Origin of the sequence: Sphingobium sp. TKS (genome assembly GCF_001563265.1) — a bacterium.
Lineage (GTDB): Bacteria > Pseudomonadota > Alphaproteobacteria > Sphingomonadales > Sphingomonadaceae > Sphingobium.
The window spans coordinates 1,841,080-1,864,579 of the sequence record NZ_CP005083.1; the positions used below are offsets into that span (position 1 = coordinate 1,841,080).

The following is a 23,500-nucleotide window of genomic DNA, read 5'->3' on the forward strand; positions in this document are numbered from 1 at the left end:
CATTTGACCGCCGCATGATTTCCTTTCCATAAGATGCAGCCTGCAAAGGCATAAAGCCTCAGGGTCGGATAGGGGATGTGCTTCACGCGATGAATGGGCGGAGCGAACTCGCGATGCGCTTGAGCTGGTGGGATATGCGCGCCCTGTCGGCGCTCCGCCCCTGGCAGACGCTGGATTTCACTCGCCTGTTGCTGGCCGTCATCTATGCCTTCGTCAGCTTCGCCTTCTCCAGCGTTCGCCATTGGGCGGAGGTGGCTGAGCATGTGCTGGTTCTTCTCATGCTGTTGCTGGCGCTTTCGGCGGTGTTCCTGTCGTCACGCTCCTGGGTGACGGACATGCGGATTCGCAGGCCGGTGGTATTGCTGGATACGCTGCTGTTCCTCGCTCTGCTGATGGTGACGAACCCTTCCAACAGCCCTTATTTCTCCGGCGGTTTCTTCGTCGCGATGGAAGTAGCTTTGATCGTGCGGCGGCGATTTCATCTGCTGGTCGCCCTGTTGGGGGGCGCCATAGTGGTCGGCGCCACATGGATCGACGAGATTGCCTCTCTGCCGGCAGAGCCTGAAGTGGAGCGGTTGGTGCTTCGGGCCTGCTATCTGGCGGTGGCGATCCTGGTGACGGGCGCGCTGCTCGGGCCGCGGCGGGAAACATTGCTGGAATTCGAGAAGGGCAAGCGGTTGCTGGAGGGCGAATTGCCGACCGGCAAGAGCGATCATGGCTCTTTCATGCTTCAGGCGCTGAGGTTCGCGACCGGAGGGGATGCCGTCGCGGTGTTGTTTCGCATGGCCAGCCATGAACCCCTGCGCTTCGCCAGCAGCGCGGCGCGGGAGATGCCGTCCATCGGTTTGGGCAATCTGTTGACGGCGGGCACTGGCTGGCACGACCGGTCGAGGGGTGCGTCCATTTCGCTGTCGGCCGACGGGATTCCCATGCTGGGCACGCTGTCGGCGGGCGGGCAGGCGTGGACCGCGTTGCTGGATACGAAGAGGGTGCTGACCGTGCGGGTGACGATCGGCACCTTCGAAGCGGTGGGCGCGGCTTGCCTGGGCGATCCCTTCCATGAGGATCGGGCCGCCATCGCGCAGCGGGTCTTCGAAAGCGCTTGCGAGGAGCTGACGGTCCGCAACAGCCTGGACTTTGCCCATGTCATCGCCGGCGCGCGCGAGCGGGAGCGGTTGCAGCGGGAATTGCATGACAGCGTCCTGCAGGCCTTGGCCAGCATCCGTTTCCAGATCGCGCCGCTGTTGGGCGGTCGGCGGGTCGAGCCGCGCGCCGTGATCGAGAATGTCGACCGCATCGCGAAAGACCAGATCGCCACGATCCGCTGGATTATCAACCCCGAAGCCGATGAGGAGGATTTCGCCTATCTGCCCGAAACGCTGGCGATGGTCGTGCGGTCGCTGGGCGAGCAATGGGGTATAGGCTGCCACCTGAAGGTGGAGGACGGCAATTGCGCTACCAGTGCGATGATCGGCCGGGAACTAAGCTTCGCCGTGCGGGAGATCGTCGCCAATGCGGTGCGCCACGCGGGGGCGAGCGCGATCGATTTCTTGCTGGAGCCTGATGGCAACCGCATCGCCCTTCAGGTGAGCGATGACGGCGTGCCGAACATGGCGCGGCTGGGATCGAGCGGGGCGGTGCCCTCACGCTCGCTGATGCGGCGTATTCAGGCGCTGGGCGGCGAAGTGTTCCTTCAGAATATCGGCGGACGCACGACGATCCGCATCACCATTCCGCGGAAATGAGCGCAGGCCGGGGTTTCGCTTTTCCAGCCGCCTCCCCATATTTAGGACTGCCGGGCAGAACTTTCCGCGCGGCCGCGCATTTACCGGGCGTTTACCAGGATCGCGGATAGTCGCGACCAGGCTTAGCGTTCGAAGGAGGTCCGGTTTCCATGGTGCGAGTGGTAAAGGACCATCTCTATCGCAAGAGCGTGGCCGTCGTGCTGTCGATGCAGGTCAATCTGGAGCGGATCGTCGCCATCTGGGTATTGGCCGCCGCCTTTGCCTGCGGCCTGCGGCTGGCCTTTCCCGCGACGCCCTATGATGGACCCCCCTGGGCGAGTGGTACGGGGCTGCTGCCCTATCTGCTGGTCGTGGGCGCTCCTGTCGGCTCGTTGCTGCTGGGGTTGAAGCTGTTTCCCGCAGGACGCATTCATGCGCAGCCCGCCTTCCGCCTGGCGCAGGTGGGACGCTGGCGCAAACTCGATTGCCTGAAAGCGCGGGAGATGTCGCAATTCGGCCTCTATGGCGTGATGGCGTCGCTGTTGATCGGGATCGCGGTGAATGTGCCGGTGCGGACGCTGGAGTTTCTCAGCTCCATTCCTGCGCTGGGCAGCTATTCGCCGTCTTGGTTCATCGGCCTTTACGGCGTGATGCTGGCCGATGTGGTGATCCTGTCGAGCCTTTACATGTTTGCCTTCGCCATGGCGCTGCGGCTGGCGCCACTGTTCCCGCGCTTTCTGGTGATGGTGTGGGGGGTGGATTTGCTGGCGCAGCTCAGCATTGCCAAGCTGGTGGCCGGGATGGACAATGTGCCGCACGGCGTGGATGCCGCATTGCTCGACATGCTGACAGGCAATGTAAAGAAGGTGCTGATCAGCGCCGCGATCTGGCTTCCCTATTTGTTGCTGTCGGATCGGGTGAATGTCACCTTCCGTCAACGTGTCAGCGTAAAGTAACGCGAACCGGCGCATTTTCCCAAAACGGGACAGATTTAAACGGCTTTATTTTCCTGATCTTCCCGCGACGAGTCGCGGCTGATTCGCGATGAGTCGTGCGGGTCTTGGCGGTTTTTCATCTCAAGTCGTCGGACCTCCACGCGCCGAATAGCCTACAACGAAGGTATTAGCCGCGCAGGCAATTCTTATCCTTTTTCCCAACTATCCAGTCAAATAGCATTTTCTTTATCTATGAACGGCTTCCATTTTGTATAAGTAAAAAAATGGAATTAGCCATGTAACTCTGGATTTTAGTTGGAATTGAAAAGATCGGATGAAATGAAGATCGTAGTAAAGCTAAAAACAAACTATAATTTTCTAAAGACATATATCCAAAGATATATTTAAAAATGATGTCGTTTACTTAGGGTAACAATTCTGGTTTCCAGAAAAGGTTAACAAAAAATTGCAATAAGCTATTGATAAATATACGCTTTTTTTACCGTGTTGACTTGCATCTGCTTTGGTTCAATTTGATCCCAAGTTCTACGGGAACTGCCAACTGCCTGGCGATCGGAGGATACCGACGCCGGGGTCGCGAGGTGGACAGGCCCCTACCGTGGAGCTGAGCAAGAGCGACTGGGGGTTGCTCCCAGCTACTAGCCCGCCTTATTCACCAAAAGTGTCCTGAAGGGTTGGCGGGAGTGGCGTAAGCCTCTGATCTGAATTAGGAACTGGGTGTCTAAGCCGAACCTGCCGCAGGGCAGAAAATGCCACGGGCCACACCCGCCATGAACGATGATATCGCAAGCTCATTTGGATTCCCAGCAGTCGGCCGCAAGAAAATCACAGCTGCGTTCGACGGTGGCCGGCTTACCTCGGATGGCGGTGTTCTACTGCTTGCACAGGCCGAGCGCGCGATGGGGATTTGCCAGCGCCTGGCGGCTTGTATTGCCGATCCGCGCGATCCAGCGCGGGTGATCCATCGCCTGGATGACATTCTGCGTGCCCGTGTGTTCGCGATTGCGTGCGGCTATGAGGATGCCGATGATCTCGATGCTCTGCGCGACGATCCAGGCTTCCGCCTGGCGCTCGGCAAGCTGCCGGAATCGGGCGCGGGGCTGGCCAGCCAACCGACGATGAGCCGGTGGGAAAATGCACCGACTACGCGCGAACTGGCCAGCATGATGGCCGCGATGATCGACATCTACTGCGCCAGCTATCCCGCCCCTCCGACAGCGGTCACGCTGGATATCGACGACACGTGCGACGTCGTGCATGGCTATCAACAGCTCTCGTTCTGGAACGGGCATCATGGGGAGCGCTGCTTCCTACCGATCCATATCTACGACACCGCGACCGGCAGGCCGGTGGCCATGCTGCTGCGCACAGGCAAGACGCCTTCTGGAAAGGAGGCGGCGGGGCACATCCGACGCCTGGTGCGTCACCTGCGCCGTAATTGGCCCGATACCCACATCACTATCCGCGGCGACGGGCACTATGGTCGACCCGAGGTCATGGCCTACTGCGATGCGGCCCGCGTCGATTACGTGTTCGGCCTGCCCACCAATTCAGCGCTGCGCGCCGATCCCGCCATTGTTGCGGTCGCCGATGCCTGCGCGGTCAAGCGCGCCCAGCGTCAGTGTCCCGTCCTGCGCAACTATGCCGAGACCCGCTATGGGGCAAAGACCTGGAAGTGCCAGCGTCGCGTCGTTGCACGGATCGAGGCCAGCACGCTGGGCATGGACATCCGCTATGTCGTCACCTCGTTGGCAACAGGATCGGCCGAGCACATCTACGACACGCTCTACTGCGCGCGTGGTCAGGCCGAGAACCTGATCAAGCGCCACAAGTCCCAGCTCGCCAGCGACCGAACCTCGTGCCGCTCGGCCAATGCCAATCAGATGCGCCTGATACTGCACACTGCCGCATACTGGCTGCTATGGCGCATCCAGCAGGCGATGCCCAGGACCGCTGCTCTGGCAAGCGCGGAGTTTACCACCTTGCGCCTGCGGCTGCTCAAGGTCGCTGCGCGCGTCGTAGAAAGTGCTAGCCGCATCCGCATTGCCTTCGCTTCCGCCTGTCCGGATGCCGACCTGTTCCGCGCCCTCGTTCTCCGGCTGAAGCCTGCGCCGACGTAGCCCATGCGGCAGCGCCGCAGAACTCCGAGCCCAGCCCTTCAACCCGAAAAGCCCATCAATCCGAATGCGGTGAAACAAACGCCAGCGATGCCGGTCGTCCGCGCAATACAGCCAGCCGCAGCAAATGCCCAGAGCGGGCCCGAAACCGAGCGTCGTGAATAAGAGAGGCTAGGGGTAAAAGTTATGACTTTTGTGAAGAGCTTGTGGGCTGACCAGAGTGGTGCGTCGGCTGCTGAATATGCTTTGATCCTGGCGATCGTCGGCACCGGCATTGCGCTTGCCGCGTGGAACCTGGGTGGGGCGATCAAGAATTCGATGAACACTGCCACCAACTGCATCAAGACGGTTGGCACGAATGTGGCGCCGACCTGCTAAACAATAGCTATAGGGGTAAAAGACATGACTTTTTTCAAGAACCTTTGGGCTGATCAGAGTGGTGCGTCGGCTGCTGAATATGCTTTGATCCTGGCCATTGTCGGCACCGGCATTGCCCTGGCTGCCTGGAACCTGGGCGGCGCGATCAAGAACTCGATGAACGCTGCCACCAACTGCGTTGCGACGGTTGGTACCGGCAACGCGCCTGCAGCGAACTGCTAAATTCATAAAAATGGGAAGGCTGGTTACTTTGCTGGCCTTCCCGTAACCTTCAATTCCGGGGGGGGTTGTCGTGGGGCAGCGCAGATCTCTTATCGTTCTAGGCCTCGCAATATTGCTGGGCCTCGCAGCCGTTTTCATCGCCAACTCCTATTTGACCAGCGCCGAAAAGGCGCCGCAAGCAGATGGCGGTATGGCGAAGGTCGTCGTGGCGACCGTGTCGCTACCCTTCGGATCGGCGGTGACCGCCGAAAAGATACGCGTGGTAGACTGGCCCGCCAATTCGGTGCCGCCGGGCGCTTTTCGCGATCCTATCCAACTGACTTCGCTCGGTAAGGGCCGGGTCGTTCTGCGCCAGATCGAGCCAGGCGAGCCGATCCTGACCTCAAAGCTTTCGGGCGAAGGCGGGCGCGCAACGATGTCCGCCGTGCTCGCTCCTGAAATGCGCGCTGTCGCCGTGCGCGTGAGCGATGTGGCCGCCGCGGGCGGCTTCGTGCTTCCTGGCGATACCGTCGATGTCTTCGTCACGCGCACGCTGACGGACCCCGTCGCTGGCAGCCAGCAGATCACCGACGTCCTGTTGCAAGGAACCCGCGTGATCGCCATCGACCAGAACGCCAACGACACGTCGAAGGATCCGGCCGTCGGCAAGACCGCCACGCTGGAGGTCAATCAGGTCGACGCGCAGAAGCTGGTTCTGGCCCAGCAGGTCGGCCAGCTCACCCTGGTCCTGCGCAACCTTACCGACAAACCCAATCCGGCGGTGCAAACCGTGGGCATCGAGGATCTGCGCGACGGCGCTTATGTCGGCGGCTATGCTGGCCCGCGGGGCCGCGTTGCCGACCTCGCCTATCTGCCGCCGCGTCCCGCGTCCGCCTTCCGTCCGACGCGCCGCGCGGTGCCGAAGAACACGAACGCCCTGCCGTCAACCGCATCGGTCGAAATCGTGCGCGGCATGACCGGCACCAGCTATGAGGTGAAGCGCTATGGTTCCCGCTAAGTCTTTGCCGATGCAGGCGTTCTTCCTGGCGCTGAGCGCCGGAGCGTCGCTGCTGCCCATGCAGGTGCAGGCCCAGATCGCCTCGCTCAACGTCAGCAACGCCAATCATGCCGGTCAGCTCGACGTGCCGCTCAACAAGAGCCAGGTGCTGACCGTCGACCGGCCCTTTTCAAAGGCGCTGATCGGCAATCAGGAAATAGCCGACATCCTGCCCATGACCAACCGGTCGGTCTATGTGCTGGGCAAGAAGCCGGGTACGACGAGCCTGACGCTCTACGACAGCCGCAACATGTTGATCGCGGTAGTCGATGTGGCGGTCGGGCCGGACGTGGTGACGTTGAAGCGGCAATTGTCGGAACTGCTGCCCGGCCAGCAGATCGGCGCGCGCATGTCCAATGACTCGGTGGTGCTGACTGGCACGGTGTCCAGCGCGGCGGCGGTCGATCGGGCGGTGCAGATCGCCAAGACCTATGCCGGGGACAAGGTCGTCAACATGCTCTCGGTCGGCGCGGCGCAGCAGGTGATGCTGGAAGTGCGCTTCTCCGAAATGTCGCGCGGTGCGGCCAAGCAGTTCGGCATCAACACCGCTTTCTTGTCCGACAGCGGCAAAGTGGTGGGCGGCATCGGTAACGCGGCGCAATCTTCCGCGATTCTGTCCGATGCCAATGGCAGGCCGATCGTGGATCTCGGCAAGATCCTCGACAGCTTCGGCATCGGCGCCGCCAATTACTCGATAGGAAGCCTCAACCTCACCAGCGCGCTCGACGCGTTGGAGCGCAAGGGCGTCGTGACCACGCTGGCCGAGCCGACGCTGGTGGCGCTTTCGGGTGAAACGGCATCCTTCCTGGCGGGCGGCGAGTTCCCGATCCCGGTGGCGCAAAGCAATAGCGGCGGCAGTGGGGGCGGTAATGGCGGCAATGCCATCACCATCGAGTTCAAGCCTTTCGGCGTCAGCCTCGGCTTCACGCCGACCGTGCTGGAAGATGGCATCATCAATCTGGTGGTGGAACCGGAAGTCAGTTCCATCGATCCTTCGGCATCGGTGACGGTGAATGGCCTCACCATTCCTGGGTTGCAGACCCGCCGGGCCAGTTCGACCCTGGAATTGCGCGATGGTCAGTCCTTCGCTCTGGCGGGGCTTTTGCGCAAGGATTTCCAGGATACCGTGCGGCAGTTCCCGATCCTGGGTTCCATCCCCATCATCGGCGCGCTTTTCCGGTCGAGCGGCTTTCAGAAGAGCGAGACCGAACTGGTCATCATCGTGACCCCGCGCCTGGTGAAGCCGATGCGGGCGGAGGATGTCAGCCTGCCCACCGATCGGGTCAGGCCGCCGCATGAGCTGGACCTGTTCCTGATGGGACGGACGGACAAGGCGGTGGGCATCAACCCGCTCAACCCGGATGCAATGCCGCCCGAAGCGCCCAAAAATGCGCCCGCGCCGGCAAAGGAAGCACCCGCATCGGGCAAGGCGCCCAGCGGATATGAGCTGTGAGCAGGAGATTTGTGATGCGCGGAATCTGTTTTGGTTCGGCTCTGCTGCTGCCGCTGCTGGCTGGTTGCACGGCCAATGACCCCACTTTCGGCGGAGCGGTGCGCAGCAATTATGCGATGCAGGTGATCAATCCTGACCCGCATTATGAGGGCACGCTGGTCGAAGGTGGCGATGGTCAGCGTTCCGCCGCAGCGGTGGAGCGCTATCGCACCGATAAGGTGAAGCCGCCCCAGTCGATCCGCACGACCAGTGGCACCGGTGGGGGCGCTGGTGGTTCTGGCGGTGGCCGCGCCAACTGATTGAGTGAGGAGTGATTCCATGTCTCGCGCTCAGGAAAGTTTGTTGCAGTCGGCCAGTGGCGCGGTGGCGCCCACGGTCGCTCTGTCGCTTTTCGCGCTGATCGCGGCCGGCGGGATTGCTTTTGATTATGCGCGGCTTGCCGGCATGGACAGCGAATTGCAGAGCGCGGCGGATCAGGCGGCATTGGCTGCGGCAAGCCAGCTTGACGGAGCGACCGGAGCATGCAGCAGGGCGGCCAATGCGGCGAGGAACCTGATTGCCAATGACAGCCGCTTCGCGAATGATGGCGCGGCGCCCCTTATAACGATCGCTGATGAGCCCGACTGTGATGCGACGGGATCAATCCGGTTTTTCGAAACCAAGGACAAGTCCAAAGCCGCTGTGGACGACGCCACGGCCAATTTCGTGGAAGTCACAGTAGGCACCCGGTCGGCTTTCTACGCCTTGACGCCCATAGTTTCGGCGATTTCTTCCGGCCCGATTGCGGCGACCGCCTATGCCGGCGTCGGTTCGGCAATCTGCGGGGCCGTGCCTTTCTTCATCTGCAATCCCGATGAGCCGATCGGTAACACCGATCCCTATTATGCGGTTTCGATCCCGTCCGGCACGGGCATTGTGATGGCGGAAGGCGGCACGCAATGGGGGCCGGGTAATTTCGGCTTCGTCGATCAGGCGGGCAGAGGCGCAAGCAGCGTAGCGGAGGCTCTTGCTTCGAACGCATTGTTCAGCAACTGCGCGCCAACCGAAAATGTGACCATGGAAACGGGCAACCTTCTTAACGCGGTTCGCGATTCGCTTAACATGCGGTTCGATTTTCTGCCGGGCAATAATTCCGCATGCTCGAGCCCGCCTTGCTCTCCGTCCACGAATGTGCGCAAGGACGTGGTTCGCGGCGCCACCTGCTCCTGGCAGCAAAATCCAGCCGACAGTACCAATTACACGACCAAGCGTTATCGACCAACCTCACCCACCGTGCCGCTCGATTCTTCCATCACGCCGGAGATAATGGGCTTTCCGCGTGACATGATGCATGCGACCGGTGGTAGCTATTCTTCGCGTATCGGCGATGGGGTTTGGGACAGAGCCGCCTATTTCCGGTCGAACCATCCAGGCCTTGATTGGCAGAATACCACTGGCCTGGGTCCGAATGTTACCCGTTATCAAGCCTATTTGTGGGAAGCGGCGGATCCTGCCACCCGGCTGACGACGCAGGTTACGTCGGGTAATGCGAGTCTGGCTGCCTACAGTACCCCTCAGGCAGGCCAGTGCAATTATCCGGGCGTTGCGCCCAATACGAACAATATCGACAGACGTCGCCTTACCGCTGCCGTGGTCAATTGCCGTATCGCTGACCAGAAGAAACAATTGAATGGCAAGAAGACGATTCCGGTAGGGGGCTATATCGATGTCTTCATGGTCGAACCGAGCATGGATCGCACCAAATGCGACGGCAACCAGAATGGCTGCTCCGCTTCCTACACGAGCCGGAACGATGTCTACGTGGAAGTCATCGGCGCGTCGGGCACTGGCGAAGGTGGCGGCACTCCGCAGATCACGCGGCGCGATACTCCGCGCCTCATAGAGTGAGGCGGAGCAATGTTTGTGCGCCTTTTCAAGGAACAGTCAGGCTCATCCGCCGCCGAAATGGCGCTGGTGACGCCATTGCTTATCGCGCTGATGTTCGGCGCGTTCGAACTTGGCAATTATTTTCTGAGCGAGCATGTCGTGGTCAAGGCGGTAAGAGATGGTGCCCGCTATGCCGGCCGGCTGAGTTTTTCCAATTACAGTTGCACTTCGGCATCGACCGATAACGTACCGGGGGGCACGGTCGAAGCGGATACGCGCAATCTGGTGCGGACCGGGCAACTGACTGGCGGCACCGCGCGACTTAACGGTTGGACGGACCCGCAATCGATCAATGTCACCTATGACTGTGTTGATCCTTCCAGTGTGAGCGCTTCGGGCATTTATGAAGGGATGAACTTCATTCCCGTCGTGAAGGTAGCAACGACCACCAACAGTGCTCATCGGCTTCAATATCAATCGTTATTCAATAAGCTGGGGTTCGACAGCAGCGCCTTGTATCTGAATGCCAGCTCTCAATCGCCGGTGATGGGGCTATGAAAAAGCTGATCACCACCTTGATCCGTGATAGTAGGGCTTCTTCCGCGGCGGAGTTTGCGCTTGTCTTGCCGCTCCTGCTTATCTTCCTGCTCGGCATCTTCGATGTCGGGCGGTTGATGTGGACCTGGAACCGTGCGGAGAAGGCCACCCAGATGGGCGTCCGCTATGCCGTCGCGACTGATCCGGTGGCAACCGGCATCGCGACATACAGCTTTGCGACCGGCGCCAGCAGCATCGCTCAGGGGGCATCGATCGGCACCTCATATTTTTCATCGATGACATGCACTTCCACCACCTGCGGCTCATGCAGTGGCAGCGCATGCAACTCCTTGATCACGCCGTATAATTCGACCGCCTTCACAAATATTGTGAACCGGATGCGGGCATTCCTGCCGGAACTCGGGGCGACCAATGTCGAAGTTCAATATAGCAATTCCGGGATCGGCTATTCGGGTGATCCGAACGGCCCTGATATAGCGCCCTTGGTGACGGTAAGAGTCAAGGGCATGGCCTTTCAGCCTATCCTACTCATGCTTTTCAAGACATCGATTACATTACCCAGTTTCAGCGCCGCCCTCACCATGGAAGACGGCCAGGGAACGGCATCAAATTGAGGGACAAGATCTTGGGCATCGTGACAAACACAGCGGAACCCGCCGAGAACTGGACCCTCAATATCGGGGATGAGGGGCTTCACCTCATCCTGTCCGAGCAGGAGATGCAGGCGTCCGACATATTGGGCGACCGGCTGACCGGGCAGTCGCTGACCCTCTCCATGCTGGCTGCCACAGCACCCGTGCCGCAGCAACTTGCCGCCGACGCCAAGGCAATCATCATCGAGGTGCAGCCTGACAATGAGGCCTCCATGGTGCGGCTCGCGGGACTGCGGGCGGCGCATCCCAAGCTGATGCTGGTGGCGGCGGTCCGCGATGCGCAGATTGCGGTCGTGCGCGCCTTGCTGCGCAGCGGGATCAACGACGTCATCGAATTGCCGCTGCGCGCTCATGATCTCGCGGCGATCATGGACGATCTGAGGAGCCGCATCGCCGCGACCCGCCAGGATGAGGTCAGGACCGGCCAGCTCGTCTCGATCATCAAGAGCGTCGGCGGCGTCGGCGCAACCACCATCGCGACGCAGGCCGCCAGCCTCCACGCCCGGTCCGTCAAGCAGAACGGCGCCGAAGTCTGTCTGTTCGATCTGGATATCCAGTTCGGCAATGCGGGCACCTTCCTGGGCATCTCCTCGCCGCTGACGCTGGCCGACCTTCTCAACGCGGGCAATCGCGTCGATAATGAGCTGTTGAGGACCGTCACCCTCGAAACCTCCACCGGCCTGCGTCTGGTGATGGCTCCGCCGGAGATCATGCCGATCGAGGCGGTGAACGCCGATCAGATCTTCCGCATCGTGGAACTGGCGCAGCGCAATTTCGATACGGTCTATCTGGACCTGCCGGGCAACTGGACCAACTGGTCGATGTCGCTGGTGGCGCGTTCGCAGGTCGTGTTCCTGGTGTGCGAACTCACCATCGCCAGCCTGCGGCAGGCGCGGCGGCAGATTTCGCTGCTGCGCGATCAGGATATCGATCCTTCGCGCATCCATGTCATCGCCAATCGCGTGGAGAAGAAATTCTTCCGCGCCATTGGTCTGGAGGACGCGGCTGCGGCGCTGGATCATCCGGTGAAGCTGAGCATCGCCAATGATTTCCCGTTGGTCAGCTCTGCGCTCGATCAGGGCGTGCTGATCCAGGAATTGAAGGCGCGCAGCCGCATCTGCAAGGATTTGCAGGATATTGTCGATTGTTGCGTTCAGGCGGCCGAGGCCGAGCGTCAGGCGGAGAAAAGCTGATGTGGCAGATCCGAAAAGGGGAAGCCGGGCGGGGCGACCCGCGGGACGAAGTCGGACCGACCGAGACGGAGGTCGTCCACTGGGAAGAGGACCGGCATACCGACCTCAAGGTCGCTTTGCATCAGAAGCTGATCGACATCATCAACCTCTCCGCGCTGGAAACAATGTCGCGGGCGCAGGTAGAGGTCGAGGTCGGTGAAATCGTCCATGAACAATTGGCGCTTCAAAAACATGCGCTCAATCTGGAAGAGCGCCGACGGCTGGTGTCGGACATTTTGGACGAGCTGCTGGGTCTGGGTCCGCTAGAGCCGCTGCTGAAGGACCACAGCATCACCGACATATTGGTGAACGGCCACAAGGTCGTGTTCGTGGAGCGCAATGGCCGGCTGGTCGAAACCGCCACCCGGTTCAAGGATGAGAAGCATCTGCTGCGCATCATCCAGAAGATCGTGGCTGCGGTCGGCCGACGGATCGATGAGGCTTCGCCCTTTGTCGATGCGCGCCTGGCCGATGGATCCCGCGTCAATGCGGTGGTGCCGCCGCTCGCGATCGACGGGTCGCTGCTTTCCATCCGCAAATTCGCCAAGATACCGATCAGCATGGCGCGGCTCACCGAATTGGGCAGCGTGCCCGCGCCCATGGCGCAGGTGCTTGCGGCCGTGGTGGAGGCGCGCCGCAATGTGCTGATCTCCGGCGGCACCGGCTCGGGCAAGACGACGCTGCTCAACGCCATGTCGGCTGCCATTGACGAGCATGAGCGTATCGTCACCATCGAGGATTCTGCCGAACTGCAATTGCAGCAGCGCCATGTCGCGCGGCTGGAAACCCGCCCCCCCAATATCGAGGGCCGCGGTGAAGTCACGCAGCGGGACTTGGTCAAGAACGCCCTGCGCATGCGGCCCGACCGCATCATCGTCGGTGAAGTCCGCGCCGGGGAGGCGTTCGACATGCTCCAGGCGATGAACACCGGCCATGACGGTTCCATGACCACCGTTCATGCCAATACCGCTCGCGACGCATTGTCCCGCGTCGAGCAAATGATCGGCATGAGCGGCATCGAGATCTCGCCTCGGTCGGCACGGGCGCAGATCGCTTCGGCGCTGAACGTGGTGGTGCAGGTCGGGCGTCTGGCCGACGGTCGCCGCCGCTTGCTCAGCTTGTCGGAGATCACCGGCATGGAAGGGGAGGTCATCACCATGCAGGACATCTTCCGCTTCAAGATGACCGGACGCGATGAGAATAATATGGTGCGGGGCCATTTCGAGGCCACCGGCATCCGTCCCAAATTCATGAGTGAGCTGGCCGATCGGGGGATCAACCTGCCCGCCGAACTCTTCCGTCCCGATGCGGTGATACACTGATGAACACGCTCTATATCCGCGTCTTCGTCCTTATCCTGCTGTTCGCGGCGGTGATGCTGACGATCGAAGGTATTTCGAGCTGGTTGCGTGCGCGGGCGACGACCGATCGCGTCGTCAATCGGCGCTTGAAGATGATCGCCGCAGGCTTTGAACGCAGCACCGTCCTTTCCAAGCTGCGGCGCAGCGATGAAGCGCTCGGTTTCGACCGCTCCACCCTGCTTGGGCGGGCCGGGTTGGGGATCATGCGGGTGCTGCATGGCGCGGGGCTGACGTTCCCGGCGCGTACCGTGTTGATGGCGATGCTGATCGCGGCGGGCGTGTTGTTCCTGTTGGTGATGGTCGGCGGCATGGCGTCGGGCTATGCGTTGACGGCGGGTATGTTCGTGATGGCGGCGGCCTTTGCGGGCGCGCTTGGGATTGCCCTGCCGCTGATGGTGCTGACGCGGCTGGCCCAGCGGCGGCGCAAGAAGATGGAGGAGCAATTTCCGGTCGCGCTCGACACTTTCGTCCGGGGCTTGCGCGCGGGCCATCCAATCGCCGCCGCGCTCGAACTGCTGACCAAGGAAATGCGCGATCCCATCGGCAGCGAATTCGGCATCGTCGTCGATGAAGTCACCTATGGCGCCGACCTGCGCGACGCTCTCCAGCGAATGGCGGAGCGGTGGGATATGAACGAGATGCACATGTTCGTGATTTCCCTGTCGGTGCAGAGCGAGACGGGCGGCAACCTGGCCGAAATCCTCGAAAATCTCTCCGCAGTGATCCGCGAGCGGGCGAGCCTCTTCATGAAGGTGCGGGCGCTGAGTTCGGAAGGGCGGATGACCGCCGTGATGCTGACGGCATTGCCGATCCTGACCTTTTGCGGGCTGTTCCTGGTCAACCCGGCCTTTTATCTGGACGTCGCGCAGGACAGCATGTTCATCATCGGCTTCACTGGCCTTATTCTCCTCTACATCATCGGCTTCGTCACGATACGCCGCATGGTCGACCTGAAGGTATGATGCGATGCTGAATTCGGCGCTCATGATCCAGTTGCGGCCTGTCATTCTTGGCTTGTTGTTCTTCGCCATCGTCGCGCTGGTTTTCGGCCTGTCGGAGGTTGTCCTGCGCAATGCGCGGGTGCGCGGGCGGCTCGACCTGGTCGGGGAAGGCGGCAATGCCGCGCAAAATAGCAGCCAGACGCTCCGCGGCGAACGGAACAACGGCGAGTGGAAGAAGCTCATCGACCGGATCGAGAAGATGGGCATCTCGCTGGTCGACACCAATAATGACAGCCTGCGCCGGCGGCTGATCGCGGCGGGCTATGTCTCGCCGGATGCGCCGAAGCTCTTCACCTTTTTCCGGCTGGTGCTGACCTTTACCCTCCCAGGGATTTTCGTTCTGACGTCGCTTGGCAATCCCGAGCCGCCGACCCCGTTTACCCTCTATCTGGTCGCGTCGCTGCTCGCTGTGTCCGGGCTTTACATGCCGAACCTCTATATTTCGGCAAAGGCGTCCCGGCGACAGGAAGCGATCATCAACGGCTTTCCTGATGGACTTGATCTGATGTTGGTCTGCGTCGAAGCGGGTCTGGGTCTTGAGGCGGCGATGGACCGTGTCGGCCGGGAGCTGGCCGTATCGCATCCTCTGGTATCGGCGGCTTTGGGCAAGGTGGTGCTGGAATTGCGCGCCGGACGCAGCCGGCAGGACGCTCTGCGGCGCATGGCCGACGATGTTGACGTGGATGAGATTCGCTCTTTCGCGACGCTGCTGATCCAATCCGACCAACTGGGGTCGAGCGTCGGTCAGACGCTGCGCGTATATGCGTCGGAAATGCGCGAGAAGCGGCGGATGCGTGCGGAGGAAAAGGCGCATCGCCTGCCGGTGCTGTTGTCTGTACCGCTGGTCGCTTGCATGCTGCCAGTGATGATCGGGGTGCTGATGCTGCCCGCGATCGTCCGCGTGGTGCGGGATATCTTGCCGGTGATGAGCCATTAGGAATTGAGGGGAGGGGGGACCATGAACAAAGCTGTGATAGTAATCGCTCTCATCATTGCGACGACGGCGTGCAGTTCGGGGCAAAAGGGCGTCCTCTCGATCCGGCCCGTCAATCAGCAGTCGAGCGGCCCGGCGCAGGATGCGCTGGCGCGTGGCGACCTGCTGTTTTCGCGAGGGGAATATGCGCTGGCTCTGGACGCCTTTCGCCGGGCAGTGCGCAACGATCCGACGGATGCGCATGGCCTGAACGGCGTGGCGATCAGCTATGCGGCCATGGGGCGGCATGATCTGGCGCGTGAATTTTTCGAACTGGCTCTGGCGCGTGCGCCGCAGGATGCGCGCATTGCTCGCAATTTTGCTCGCAGCCTGTCGGCGCAGGGGCTGAAGGGGGAGGCTGACGCGCTGCTGGCGCAGGCGGGCGCGGGGACGGCTGGCATGGTCATGGCCATGCGACCGACATTGGCGCAACTGGCCTCCGCCGCTCCTGCCGCGCGACCGGCGCAACTGGCGGGAGTGGAACTGGAGCGCGTCTCGCTGGGGGAGGTGCGGTTGCGGACGATGGAGGCGGCGGCCCCTGCCGAACGCGTCAAGCCGCAACTGACGACCCGGATCGTGACCGTGGCCGAGACGAAGGCGCAACGCGAACTGACGGCACCGATCATCACTGTTACAAAATCTGAAACGCAGGCGCTGCCAAAGCTCGCCGGGACGGGGGGCGAAGCTGCCGGTCCGGTCAAGAATGAAAAAACGGCCAATGCGGAGGGCCGCGACGACCTGTTCGAACGGCTCTGGAAAAGCCTTATGCGGCCTGCCGGGCGGAAGGGCGCGCGGGGATGATCTGGGCGCTGCTTCTGTCAGCGGCCGTCCCTTCGGCTGGGGCGGTTCCCGCTCTGCCGCCTTCACCGCCGCTGGATTATGCCCGGCTGGTGGATGAGGCGATCGATGGCGGGCGGGTCATCCAGGCAGATGCGATGCTGACCCAGTGGCGTGCGCATGCCCAAGACAGGGATCTTCAGCCGATCGAGATTGCGATTGCGCGCATGGCGCTGGAGAAGCGCCGCGATGAGGAGGCGGCAGCGCGCTTCTCTACGCTCGTCCAGGGTGGGCTCAAGGATTGCCGGGTGGATGAGGGCCAGGGGATAGCATTGTTGCGGCTTGGCCGGTCAAAGGAGGCTCTGGATCCACTGCGCCGGGCCGTGGGAGCTTGCGCTGATCGCTGGCGGGCATGGAATGCGCTGGGCGTGGCTTATGATCAGGCGCAGTCCTGGGCGTTGAGTTCCGCCGCCTATGAGCGGGCGTTCCAATTGACGGACAAGCCGGCGCAGATTCTCAACAATTACGGCCTTTCGCTACTCAAGCAGGGTAAGCCGGACAAGGCGGCGGTGATCTTCGACAAAGCCCGCGAACAGGCGCCGGATGATGTGCGGATCGTCACCAATGGCGACACCGCCTATGTCATGTCGGGGCAGGAGATCCGCCGCCGTGCCGCCGACACGGCGGATGAATGGGGACGGCGGCTCAGCAATGCGGGGCAGGTCGCGATGCGCATGGGCGATTTGCCCAAAGCCCAGGCTTATCTTAGCCGCGCCATGACGGAAGCTGATGGCTTCGTGCCGGAAGCGGCCGCCGCGCTCGCCACCATGGAGGCTCCACGGCAATGATCAAGGATGTGGTTCTGTTGGCCGTTTCTCTCCTGTTGATCGCCGCGGCGGTCGAGGACATGGCGCGCCTGCGCATATCCAACATCTTTCCGTTGTTGGTCGTTGGCCTCTATGCGGTCTGGGTTGCGGTGACGGGTTGGGAAAATGATATCTGGCGCAACGGCACCGTCTTTCTGGCGGTGTTTGCGCTGGGCTGCGGCTTGTTTGCAATGCGCTGGATGGGCGGCGGCGACATCAAGCTGATGAGCGCCTGCGCCCTCTGGTTCGACTGGCAGGGGGTCGTTCCCTGGTTCGTCTACATCACCGTGGGTGGAGGCATATTGGCGCTGCTGATCATCGCCGGACGCCGGATGGTGCCGCAAAGCGTGCGGGAAGGTTCCTCGGTCGCGCTGTTCGCGCAAAAGGGGCCGATACCCTATGGCGTGGCGATCGCGCTTGGCACGATCATGGCGCTGTATATGGTGGGGCCGAATCCCAGCGGGGTCGCGCGCTTGCCTGATTTCATTCAGGGGCTGCGCTGAAGCTTTCGGCGGTTACTCGCCAGAAGCGGACGTTTGATAATATCGTCATCCCAGCGTTGGCTATGCCGCCCTTCGGGCCGCTGGGATGACGGAAATGATGTCCGCCTTCCACCCCTTTTGGGCTTTTACTGCTCCATCCCGACGGCAGGCATTTCGCTGTCCATCGTCATCATCATGATGATCAGCTCCGAGCGCGACTTGATGTTGAGCTTCTGGAAGATGCTGTGCAGGTGCACCTTCACCGTCCCCTCCGTCAGCCCGCAACGCCCGGCGATCTCCCGATTGCGCAGGCCCGCGCGGATCAGGCCGGCAATTTCCAGCTCGCGATCCGTCAGCACGGCGAGCACATTGGTGTCATTGGCGGGCGCGGAAATGCTGTGCACCAAGGCCTGTTCCATGACGAAAGGCGCGATGCTCTTGTTGCCGCCCATGACCTGCTGAATGCAGGACAGCAGGTCGTTGGGGTCGCTGTCCTTCAGCACGACGCCGTCGACGCCCAGCTTGATCGCTTCCAGCGTCTGTTCCGGACGGATATGCACGGTCATGAAGATGACCGGCACCGTGCTGCCGCTGCCCCGGATGGCGGAAAGGATCGCCAGGCCGCCGCCGCTCTTCATGCTGACGTCCAGGATCAGCAGGTCCGGCTCGCCCGCCTGCATCCGTTCCAGTGCCTCTTCCACCGAGCGGGCGCAGAACAAGATGTCATGGCCGTGGGAATTCAGGAACTGCGCCATGCCATCCAGGAAGATCGGATGATCGTCGACTATCGCAATCTGGGCCATCATATCGGAGACCTTGGTAAAGAGGAGGGTAACCTGATCGAAATAAGTGAATTCATGCTTAAGTTATGAAAATACGCCGTTCCGCCGATCTTGCCCAGTCGCTTCATGATCGACTGCGACTGGAGTTCGAAATCCCCGGTATAGCTTTCTTTGGCGATGGCCTGCGGTCCCGGATTATCCTTCAACGCGATCAATATTTCATCGTCGACCTGGGCGATCGAGACAGTGATGTGGCGCGCATGGGCATGTTTGACGGCATTGGCGGCGGCTTCGCGGATCAGATATTCGACTTCCGCTGCCGTTTCGGCCGATACGATCATGGAGCGCTCGACCAGGTTCAGGCGGCAGTCGATCGCCCATTGCAGCGCGATGAAGCGGCAGCAGCGTTCCACCTCCCGACCCAGGTCGACATCGCTTTCCGCCGGAACCGGACTTTGCTGGCTGAGCAGGCGGCGCAAATGGGCCTGTTCGGCCGTCACCAACTCTTCCATCGACTTGAGTTCCGCCAATTTGTCGGGAATGCCGGCATCGGACATGCCGTGGATCGTGGTCACGAGCCGGACGCGCAGCGCCGCCAGCGTTTGCAGCACGCTGTCGTGCAGATCGCGGCTCAGCGCCTGACGCGCTTCGGCAAAGGTCCGCTGGCGCCAGGCGAGGAAGAAGAAATGCCGCTCAAGGAAAAGGTCGATCCCTTCCTGTATGCGCAGGCACCGCAGCAGCAAGGCGGGCGACCAGCCATGGCTTGTCCCGATGAATAGCCGCCCGCGCAGTTCGCCGGCCTGGACGTGGAAACTCACGCCCTGGCCGGGGCCGAACACGTCCGATATGGTTTCGGTCAGGTCCGCCGCGCGCTCGTTGCGCAATATGCCGAGGCGGCTGCGCAGCAGTAGCCGGGGCGATTGGGTGGAATAGAGGAAGGGCGCTTCCCGCGGCGTCACGTTCGACAGGCCGTCAATCTGCTTTTGCGGCAGGAGGAGATGGCGCACGCCCTCCGCATCGGCCAATTCGCAATGGACGGCGGTATCGTCCGTCATTTCCCAGACGAACGCGCAATAGCGGGAATTCATCAATTGGGAGACCTGCTCCACCAGAAATTGCGCCAGCGATTTCTGGAAGGAGAGGCCGACGCCCTGGAGCCGCTCAGTCCAGCTTATCAACCGCTGCTCCAGGATGTTCATGCTCAACATGGATGCCGCGATGACACAGCCGATGACGATGGTCAGGCTGTCGATGGCGCGATCCACCGCTGGTACATGCCGCGCCGAAGCCCATGCTTCATAATAGCCGCGCGCGATGAAGGCGACGACCAGGCAGAGCCCCAAAATGACAAGAGCCCCCCGGCCGAACCTGTCGGATGCCGACCATGCGACGAAGAACAGGCATCCCAGCGCCGCGATCTGCAAGGGTTCGCACAGCACGATGATCGTCAGGAAGATGATCAGGTCGAATATCAGGAAAATGGGCCGCAGCAGCAGCCCCAGCGGCGGCGTCAACGAATTTTGGGCGATGCTGATCGCCGTCCATGTCCAGACGGCCGCCTTCAGCAGCAACGCCGTATGAGCGAAATCCGGCTCATTGTTGAACATGGCAGCGATCTGCCAGATCGAGGCAGCCGCAAAGGCGACACGGGATATGGCAAAACCCAGCGTCGGTGAACGTCCGAGCCAAAGCACCAGGTGGTCCATCGCGGACGATGACGCCAAGGGCATGTGATACATGGCGAAATTTGTCCCCCGACAAGTCCCCAGCGATAATTGTGGGCATGACCTGATGGAAAAGCAACTTATATCGAAAGGCAGAAGACTGCGAAACCGCGATTCTGCACGATTTCGGGACAATATGATCCATGCAGGGCGCGGATGGCGCGGCGGGCCATTGGCCGATATGAAGGCGGCATGGCGACGCTGATCACCCCGGCCCTTGTCTGCGCCCTGCGGGCCCATGGCGAACATGGCGCGATCGCGCGGCTGTTGACGCCCGACCATGGCCTGCTGCCCGGCTATGTGCGGGGTGGGCGCTCGCGTCAGATGCGTCCCGTCCTGCTGCCGGGCAATGCCGTCAAGGCCGAGTTTCGCGCCAGGACGGAGGAGCAGTTGGCCGGGCTAACCGTCGAACTGGACCATAGCCGCGCGCCCCTGTTGGCGGAACCGTTGCCGGCGGCGGCGATCGATTGGGCCTGTGCGCTGACGGCGGTCGCCTTGCCGGAAGGAACGCCCTATCCGGCGCTCTACCAGGCGCTGGACGGCGTGCTGGGCGCGGTGGAGGCGGCGCCTGCGGCAAGAGGCTGGGCGGTGGCGCTGATCCGTTATGAATTGTTGATGTTGGCCGAGCTGGGTTTCGGACTGGATCTGACCCGCTGCGCAGCGATGGGCGGCAATGACGATCTGGCCTATGTCAGCCCGCGCAGCGCGGCGGCGGTCAGCCGCGCGGGCGCCGCCGGTTATGAGGATCGGCTGCTGCCCTTGCCCGCTTTTCTGCTGGAGGGCGGGGCAGGGGATTGGCCTGCCATATTGGACGGCCTGCGATTGACTGGCTTCTTTCTCGAACGGTCCGTACTCACGGATTGGCGGATCGATGTGCTCGCCGCGCGGGAGCGGTTGGTTGACCGGTTGAAAAGAGCGGTTGCCTAAACGCTTGCGCTTGCGGGTAGGGCTTCATAAGGGGCGGCACGAAGCGTTCTTGTTGTCGCATTTTCCGAGTCATCGGCCGTGAATGGCCGATTTGAAAATGCTGGTGAGTTTGAAGGAGTTGCCCCCATGTTGATCGCCCTGTTCCCCGGAGATGGCATCGGTCCCGAGATCGTCGCTCAGGCGAAGCGCGTGCTGGATGCGCTGGCGATCCCCGGCATCACCTATGAGGAAGGCCTGGTGGGCGGCGCGGCCTACAAGGCGGTCGGCCATCCGTTGCCGCCGGAAACGCTGGACCTCGCCAGGCGCGCCGATGCGGTCCTGTTCGGCGCGGTGGGCGATCCGGATTGCGACTCGCTGGAGCGGCATCTGCGCCCGGAACAGGCGATATTGGGCCTGCGCAAGGAACTCGGCCTCTTCTCCAACCTGCGCCCGGCCAAGGTCTTCCCCGAACTGGCCGATGCCTCCGCGCTCAAGAAGGAGGTGGCAAGCGCCATCGACCTGTTGATCGTGCGCGAAACCAATGGCGACGTCTATTTCGGTGAGAAGGGCATGCGCAAGACGCCCGAAGGCCTGCGCGAAGGCTATGACATCATGTCCTATAATGAGGAGCAGGTGCGCAAGATCGCCCATAGCGGTTTCCAGGCGGCACGCGCGCGCCGGGGCAAGCTCTGCTCGGTGGACAAGGCCAATGTACTGGAAACCAGCCAGCTCTGGCGCGATGTGGTGATCGAGGTGTCGGCGGACTATCCCGATGTCGCCTTGAGCCATATGTATGTCGACAATGCCGCGATGCAGCTCGTGCGCAATCCTGGTCAGTTCGACGTGATCGTCACCGGCAATATGTTTGGGGACATCCTTTCCGATCAGGCGAGCATGTGCGTCGGCTCCATCGGCATGTTGGCTTCGGCCACGCTCAACGACAGCAATCAGGGCCTGTATGAGCCGATCCACGGCTCCGCGCCCGATATTGCCGGGCAGGGCAAGGCCAATCCGCTGGCAACGGTCCTGTCGGCGGGGATGATGCTGCGCTACTCGCTGAACTTGGCCGATCAGGCCGACCGCATCGAAGCCGCCGTCGCCAAGGCGCTCGCCAATGGCGCGCGCAGCTTCGATCTGGGCGGCACGATGAGCACGGTCGAAATGGGCGATGCCGTGCTGGCGGCGCTGGTCTGAATATTGGGGTCTGAGGGTAAGCACATGAAGCGCAAGAGCGGGCAGAACCCCGAAATCACCAAGCACTGGCGTCCGGCCACTCTGGCGGTGCGCGGCGGCAGCGCGCGCAGCGAATGGGGGGAAACCTCCGAAGCGCTGTTCCTGACCAGCGGCTATAGCTATGACCGGGCGGAAGACGCCGCGATGCGCTTCGCGGGCGAGCAGCAGGGCATGACCTATTCCCGCCTCCAAAATCCTACGGTGGAGATGCTGGAACAGCGCATCGCTTTGCTGGAAGGCGCCGAAGCCTGTCGCGCGACCGCGACCGGCATGGCGGCGATGACGGCGGCCCTGCTCTGCCAGCTTTCGGTGGGCGACCATGTGGTGGCGGGCAAGGCGCTGTTCGGTTCCTGCCGCTGGCTGACCGACACGTTGCTGCCCAAGTTCGGGATCGAGGCGACCACCGTCGACGCGACCGACAATGCGGCGTGGGAAGCGGCGATCCGCCCCAACACCAAGGCCTTCTTCTTCGAGACGCCCGCCAACCCGACCATGGATGTGGCGGACCTCGCTGCGATCTGCGGCATTGCGAAGGCGCATGGCATCGTCAGCGTCGTAGACAATGCCTTTGCGACGCCCGCGCTCCAGCGGCCGATGGAATTCGGGGCGGACGTGGTGGCCTACAGCGCGACCAAGATGATGGACGGGCAGGGCCGCGTTCTGGCGGGCGCGATCTGCGGCACTGAAGATTTCATCATCAACACGCTGCTGCCGTTCCACCGCAACACCGGGCCGACCCTCAGCGCCTTCAACGCCTGGGTGGTGCTGAAGGGACTGGAGACGCTCGACCTGCGCATCCGCCGCCAGAGCGAGAATGCGCTCAAGGTCGCCAAATTCCTTGAGGGGCGCGTGGCGAAGGTGCTCTATCCGGGCCTCGAAAGCCATCCGCAGCACGCCCTCGCCATGAAACAGATGGAGATGGCCGGTCCCATCTTCTCGCTCTATGTCGGCGGCGGCCGCGCGGAGGCGCACGGCCTGCTCAACGGCCTCGAACTGGTCGACATCAGCAATAATATCGGTGACTCGCGCTCGCTGATGACGCACCCGGCCTCCACCACCCATTATGGCATGGCGGAAACGGCGCGGCTGGAGGTCGGCATCACCGAGGATATGCTGCGCCTCAATGTCGGCCTGGAAGACCCGGACGATGTGATCGAGGATCTCGATCGCGCGTTGAAGTCGATAGGCCGTTGACGGATA

Annotated in this window: 23 protein-coding genes; 21 read left to right on the plus strand and 2 right to left on the minus strand. The window is 61.9% G+C overall.

The genetic code is table 11. The annotated features are described in order from the left end of the window. The first annotated feature begins 77 nt into the window (after positions 1-77). From K426_RS09250 to K426_RS09335, 18 genes are all read left to right on the plus strand, one after another. Positions 78-1,745 (plus strand): sensor histidine kinase, encoded by a 1,668-nt coding sequence (locus K426_RS09250; protein WP_237229992.1) that lies wholly within the window; start codon positions 78-80, stop codon positions 1,743-1,745. Positions 1,746-1,894: 149 nt separating this feature from the next. Beyond that, positions 1,895-2,680 (plus strand): hypothetical protein, encoded by a 786-nt coding sequence (locus K426_RS09255; RefSeq protein ID WP_066556168.1) that lies wholly within the window; start codon positions 1,895-1,897, stop codon positions 2,678-2,680. Between the two features lie 770 nt (positions 2,681-3,450). Next, positions 3,451-4,800 (plus strand): IS1380-like element ISSp1 family transposase, encoded by a 1,350-nt coding sequence (locus K426_RS09260; RefSeq protein ID WP_013039775.1) that lies wholly within the window; start codon positions 3,451-3,453, stop codon positions 4,798-4,800. Positions 4,801-4,983: 183 nt separating this feature from the next. Continuing rightward, the gene (locus K426_RS09265) at positions 4,984-5,175 is read left to right on the plus strand and encodes a Flp family type IVb pilin (RefSeq protein ID WP_066556169.1); all 192 of its coding nucleotides are present in this window, start codon (positions 4,984-4,986) and stop codon (positions 5,173-5,175) included. A gap of 24 nt (positions 5,176-5,199) precedes the next feature. Next, entirely contained in the window at positions 5,200-5,397 is a 198-nt protein-coding gene (locus K426_RS09270) for a Flp family type IVb pilin (protein WP_066556171.1), read from the plus strand. A gap of 70 nt (positions 5,398-5,467) precedes the next feature. Continuing rightward, positions 5,468-6,394 carry a Flp pilus assembly protein CpaB gene (cpaB, locus tag K426_RS09275; protein WP_087575395.1) on the plus strand — a complete coding sequence of 309 codons (927 nt, stop codon included), beginning with the start codon at positions 5,468-5,470 and terminating at the stop codon, positions 6,392-6,394. 10 nt (positions 6,395-6,404) lie between these two features. Beyond that, a complete protein-coding gene (locus K426_RS09280; protein WP_066556175.1) occupies positions 6,405-7,886 on the plus strand; it encodes a type II and III secretion system protein family protein in 1,482 nt (493 codons plus the stop codon). A 14-nt stretch (positions 7,887-7,900) separates the two neighbouring features. Further along, a complete protein-coding gene (locus tag K426_RS09285) occupies positions 7,901-8,185 on the plus strand; it encodes a hypothetical protein (protein ID WP_066556178.1) in 285 nt (94 codons plus the stop codon). 19 nt (positions 8,186-8,204) lie between these two features. Further along, complete coding sequence (locus tag K426_RS09290; protein ID WP_082748499.1) at positions 8,205-9,773, plus strand: pilus assembly protein TadG-related protein; 1,569 nt, start codon at positions 8,205-8,207, stop codon at positions 9,771-9,773. 9 nt (positions 9,774-9,782) lie between these two features. Next, complete coding sequence (locus tag K426_RS09295) at positions 9,783-10,310, plus strand: TadE/TadG family type IV pilus assembly protein (RefSeq protein WP_066556182.1); 528 nt, start codon at positions 9,783-9,785, stop codon at positions 10,308-10,310. Then, positions 10,307-10,924, plus strand: coding sequence for a TadE/TadG family type IV pilus assembly protein (locus tag K426_RS09300; RefSeq protein ID WP_066556184.1), 618 nt, complete (start codon positions 10,307-10,309; stop codon positions 10,922-10,924). Before K426_RS09295 ends, K426_RS09300 begins: the two co-directional genes overlap by 4 nt. Before the next feature lie 20 nt (positions 10,925-10,944). Beyond that, positions 10,945-12,156, plus strand: coding sequence for an AAA family ATPase (locus K426_RS09305; protein WP_237229993.1), 1,212 nt, complete (start codon positions 10,945-10,947; stop codon positions 12,154-12,156). Continuing rightward, entirely contained in the window at positions 12,156-13,517 is a 1,362-nt protein-coding gene (locus K426_RS09310) for a CpaF family protein (RefSeq protein WP_066556187.1), read from the plus strand. Before K426_RS09305 ends, K426_RS09310 begins: the two co-directional genes overlap by 1 nt. After that, positions 13,517-14,518 carry a type II secretion system F family protein gene (locus K426_RS09315; protein WP_066556188.1) on the plus strand — a complete coding sequence of 334 codons (1,002 nt, stop codon included), beginning with the start codon at positions 13,517-13,519 and terminating at the stop codon, positions 14,516-14,518. Before K426_RS09310 ends, K426_RS09315 begins: the two co-directional genes overlap by 1 nt. Positions 14,519-14,522: 4 nt before the next feature. After that, on the plus strand, positions 14,523-15,494 hold the full coding sequence (locus K426_RS09320; protein ID WP_066556191.1) for a type II secretion system F family protein: 972 nt from the start codon (positions 14,523-14,525) through the stop codon (positions 15,492-15,494). Between the two features lie 21 nt (positions 15,495-15,515). Continuing rightward, complete coding sequence (locus K426_RS09325) at positions 15,516-16,331, plus strand: tetratricopeptide repeat protein (RefSeq protein ID WP_066556193.1); 816 nt, start codon at positions 15,516-15,518, stop codon at positions 16,329-16,331. Beyond that, positions 16,328-17,155, plus strand: a complete 828-nt coding sequence (locus K426_RS09330) for a tetratricopeptide repeat protein (protein ID WP_066556195.1) — start codon at positions 16,328-16,330, stop codon at positions 17,153-17,155. Before K426_RS09325 ends, K426_RS09330 begins: the two co-directional genes overlap by 4 nt. Beyond that, entirely contained in the window at positions 17,152-17,676 is a 525-nt protein-coding gene (locus tag K426_RS09335; RefSeq protein WP_066556197.1) for an A24 family peptidase, read from the plus strand. The genes K426_RS09330 and K426_RS09335 overlap by 4 nt, the downstream gene beginning before the upstream one ends. 125 nt (positions 17,677-17,801) lie before the next feature. Here the strand turns inward: K426_RS09335 and K426_RS09340 are convergent, their stop codons facing one another. Next, a complete protein-coding gene (locus K426_RS09340; RefSeq protein WP_066556198.1) occupies positions 17,802-18,461 on the minus strand; it encodes a response regulator in 660 nt (219 codons plus the stop codon). Then, entirely contained in the window at positions 18,458-20,131 is a 1,674-nt protein-coding gene (locus K426_RS09345; RefSeq protein ID WP_237229994.1) for a sensor histidine kinase, read from the minus strand. Before K426_RS09345 ends, K426_RS09340 begins: the two co-directional genes overlap by 4 nt. Positions 20,132-20,353: 222 nt before the next feature. On the opposite strand from K426_RS09345, the gene recO reads away from it, so the two are divergent. The 3 genes from recO to K426_RS09360 all read left to right on the plus strand — a co-directional run bounded on the left by recO (position 20,354) and on the right by K426_RS09360 (position 23,494). Beyond that, positions 20,354-21,088: a DNA repair protein RecO gene (gene recO / locus K426_RS09350; RefSeq protein WP_066561584.1), complete on the plus strand. Its 735-nt coding sequence runs from the start codon at positions 20,354-20,356 to the stop codon at positions 21,086-21,088. A 126-nt stretch (positions 21,089-21,214) separates the two neighbouring features. Further along, positions 21,215-22,261, plus strand: a complete 1,047-nt coding sequence (gene leuB / locus K426_RS09355) for a 3-isopropylmalate dehydrogenase (protein ID WP_066556203.1) — start codon at positions 21,215-21,217, stop codon at positions 22,259-22,261. Between the two features lie 24 nt (positions 22,262-22,285). Next, positions 22,286-23,494 carry a trans-sulfuration enzyme family protein gene (locus tag K426_RS09360; protein ID WP_066556204.1) on the plus strand — a complete coding sequence of 403 codons (1,209 nt, stop codon included), beginning with the start codon at positions 22,286-22,288 and terminating at the stop codon, positions 23,492-23,494. Positions 23,495-23,500 lie beyond the last annotated feature (6 nt).

Bases quoted from the DNA above. Each gene is read 5' to 3' on its own strand.
- K426_RS09265 (WP_066556169.1), top strand. From the start codon at position 4,984: ATGACTTTTGTGAAGAGCTTGTGGGCTGACCAGAGTGGTGCGTCGGCT.
- K426_RS09325 (WP_066556193.1), top strand. From the start codon at position 15,516: ATGAACAAAGCTGTGATAGTAATCGCTCTCATCATTGCGACGACGGCG.
- K426_RS09340 (WP_066556198.1), bottom strand. From the start codon at position 18,461: ATGATGGCCCAGATTGCGATAGTCGACGATCATCCGATCTTCCTGGAT.
- leuB (WP_066556203.1), top strand. From the start codon at position 21,215: ATGTTGATCGCCCTGTTCCCCGGAGATGGCATCGGTCCCGAGATCGTC.
- recO (WP_066561584.1), top strand. From the start codon at position 20,354: ATGGCGACGCTGATCACCCCGGCCCTTGTCTGCGCCCTGCGGGCCCAT.
- K426_RS09335 (WP_066556197.1), top strand. From the start codon at position 17,152: ATGATCAAGGATGTGGTTCTGTTGGCCGTTTCTCTCCTGTTGATCGCC.
- K426_RS09300 (WP_066556184.1), top strand. From the start codon at position 10,307: ATGAAAAAGCTGATCACCACCTTGATCCGTGATAGTAGGGCTTCTTCC.
- K426_RS09270 (WP_066556171.1), top strand. From the start codon at position 5,200: ATGACTTTTTTCAAGAACCTTTGGGCTGATCAGAGTGGTGCGTCGGCT.
- K426_RS09310 (WP_066556187.1), top strand. From the start codon at position 12,156: ATGTGGCAGATCCGAAAAGGGGAAGCCGGGCGGGGCGACCCGCGGGAC.
- K426_RS09315 (WP_066556188.1), top strand. From the start codon at position 13,517: ATGAACACGCTCTATATCCGCGTCTTCGTCCTTATCCTGCTGTTCGCG.
- K426_RS09295 (WP_066556182.1), top strand. From the start codon at position 9,783: ATGTTTGTGCGCCTTTTCAAGGAACAGTCAGGCTCATCCGCCGCCGAA.
- K426_RS09320 (WP_066556191.1), top strand. From the start codon at position 14,523: ATGCTGAATTCGGCGCTCATGATCCAGTTGCGGCCTGTCATTCTTGGC.
- K426_RS09290 (WP_082748499.1), top strand. From the start codon at position 8,205: ATGTCTCGCGCTCAGGAAAGTTTGTTGCAGTCGGCCAGTGGCGCGGTG.
- K426_RS09260 (WP_013039775.1), top strand. From the start codon at position 3,451: ATGAACGATGATATCGCAAGCTCATTTGGATTCCCAGCAGTCGGCCGC.
- K426_RS09255 (WP_066556168.1), top strand. From the start codon at position 1,895: ATGGTGCGAGTGGTAAAGGACCATCTCTATCGCAAGAGCGTGGCCGTC.
- K426_RS09280 (WP_066556175.1), top strand. From the start codon at position 6,405: ATGCAGGCGTTCTTCCTGGCGCTGAGCGCCGGAGCGTCGCTGCTGCCC.
- K426_RS09330 (WP_066556195.1), top strand. From the start codon at position 16,328: ATGATCTGGGCGCTGCTTCTGTCAGCGGCCGTCCCTTCGGCTGGGGCG.
- K426_RS09285 (WP_066556178.1), top strand. From the start codon at position 7,901: ATGCGCGGAATCTGTTTTGGTTCGGCTCTGCTGCTGCCGCTGCTGGCT.
- K426_RS09360 (WP_066556204.1), top strand. From the start codon at position 22,286: ATGAAGCGCAAGAGCGGGCAGAACCCCGAAATCACCAAGCACTGGCGT.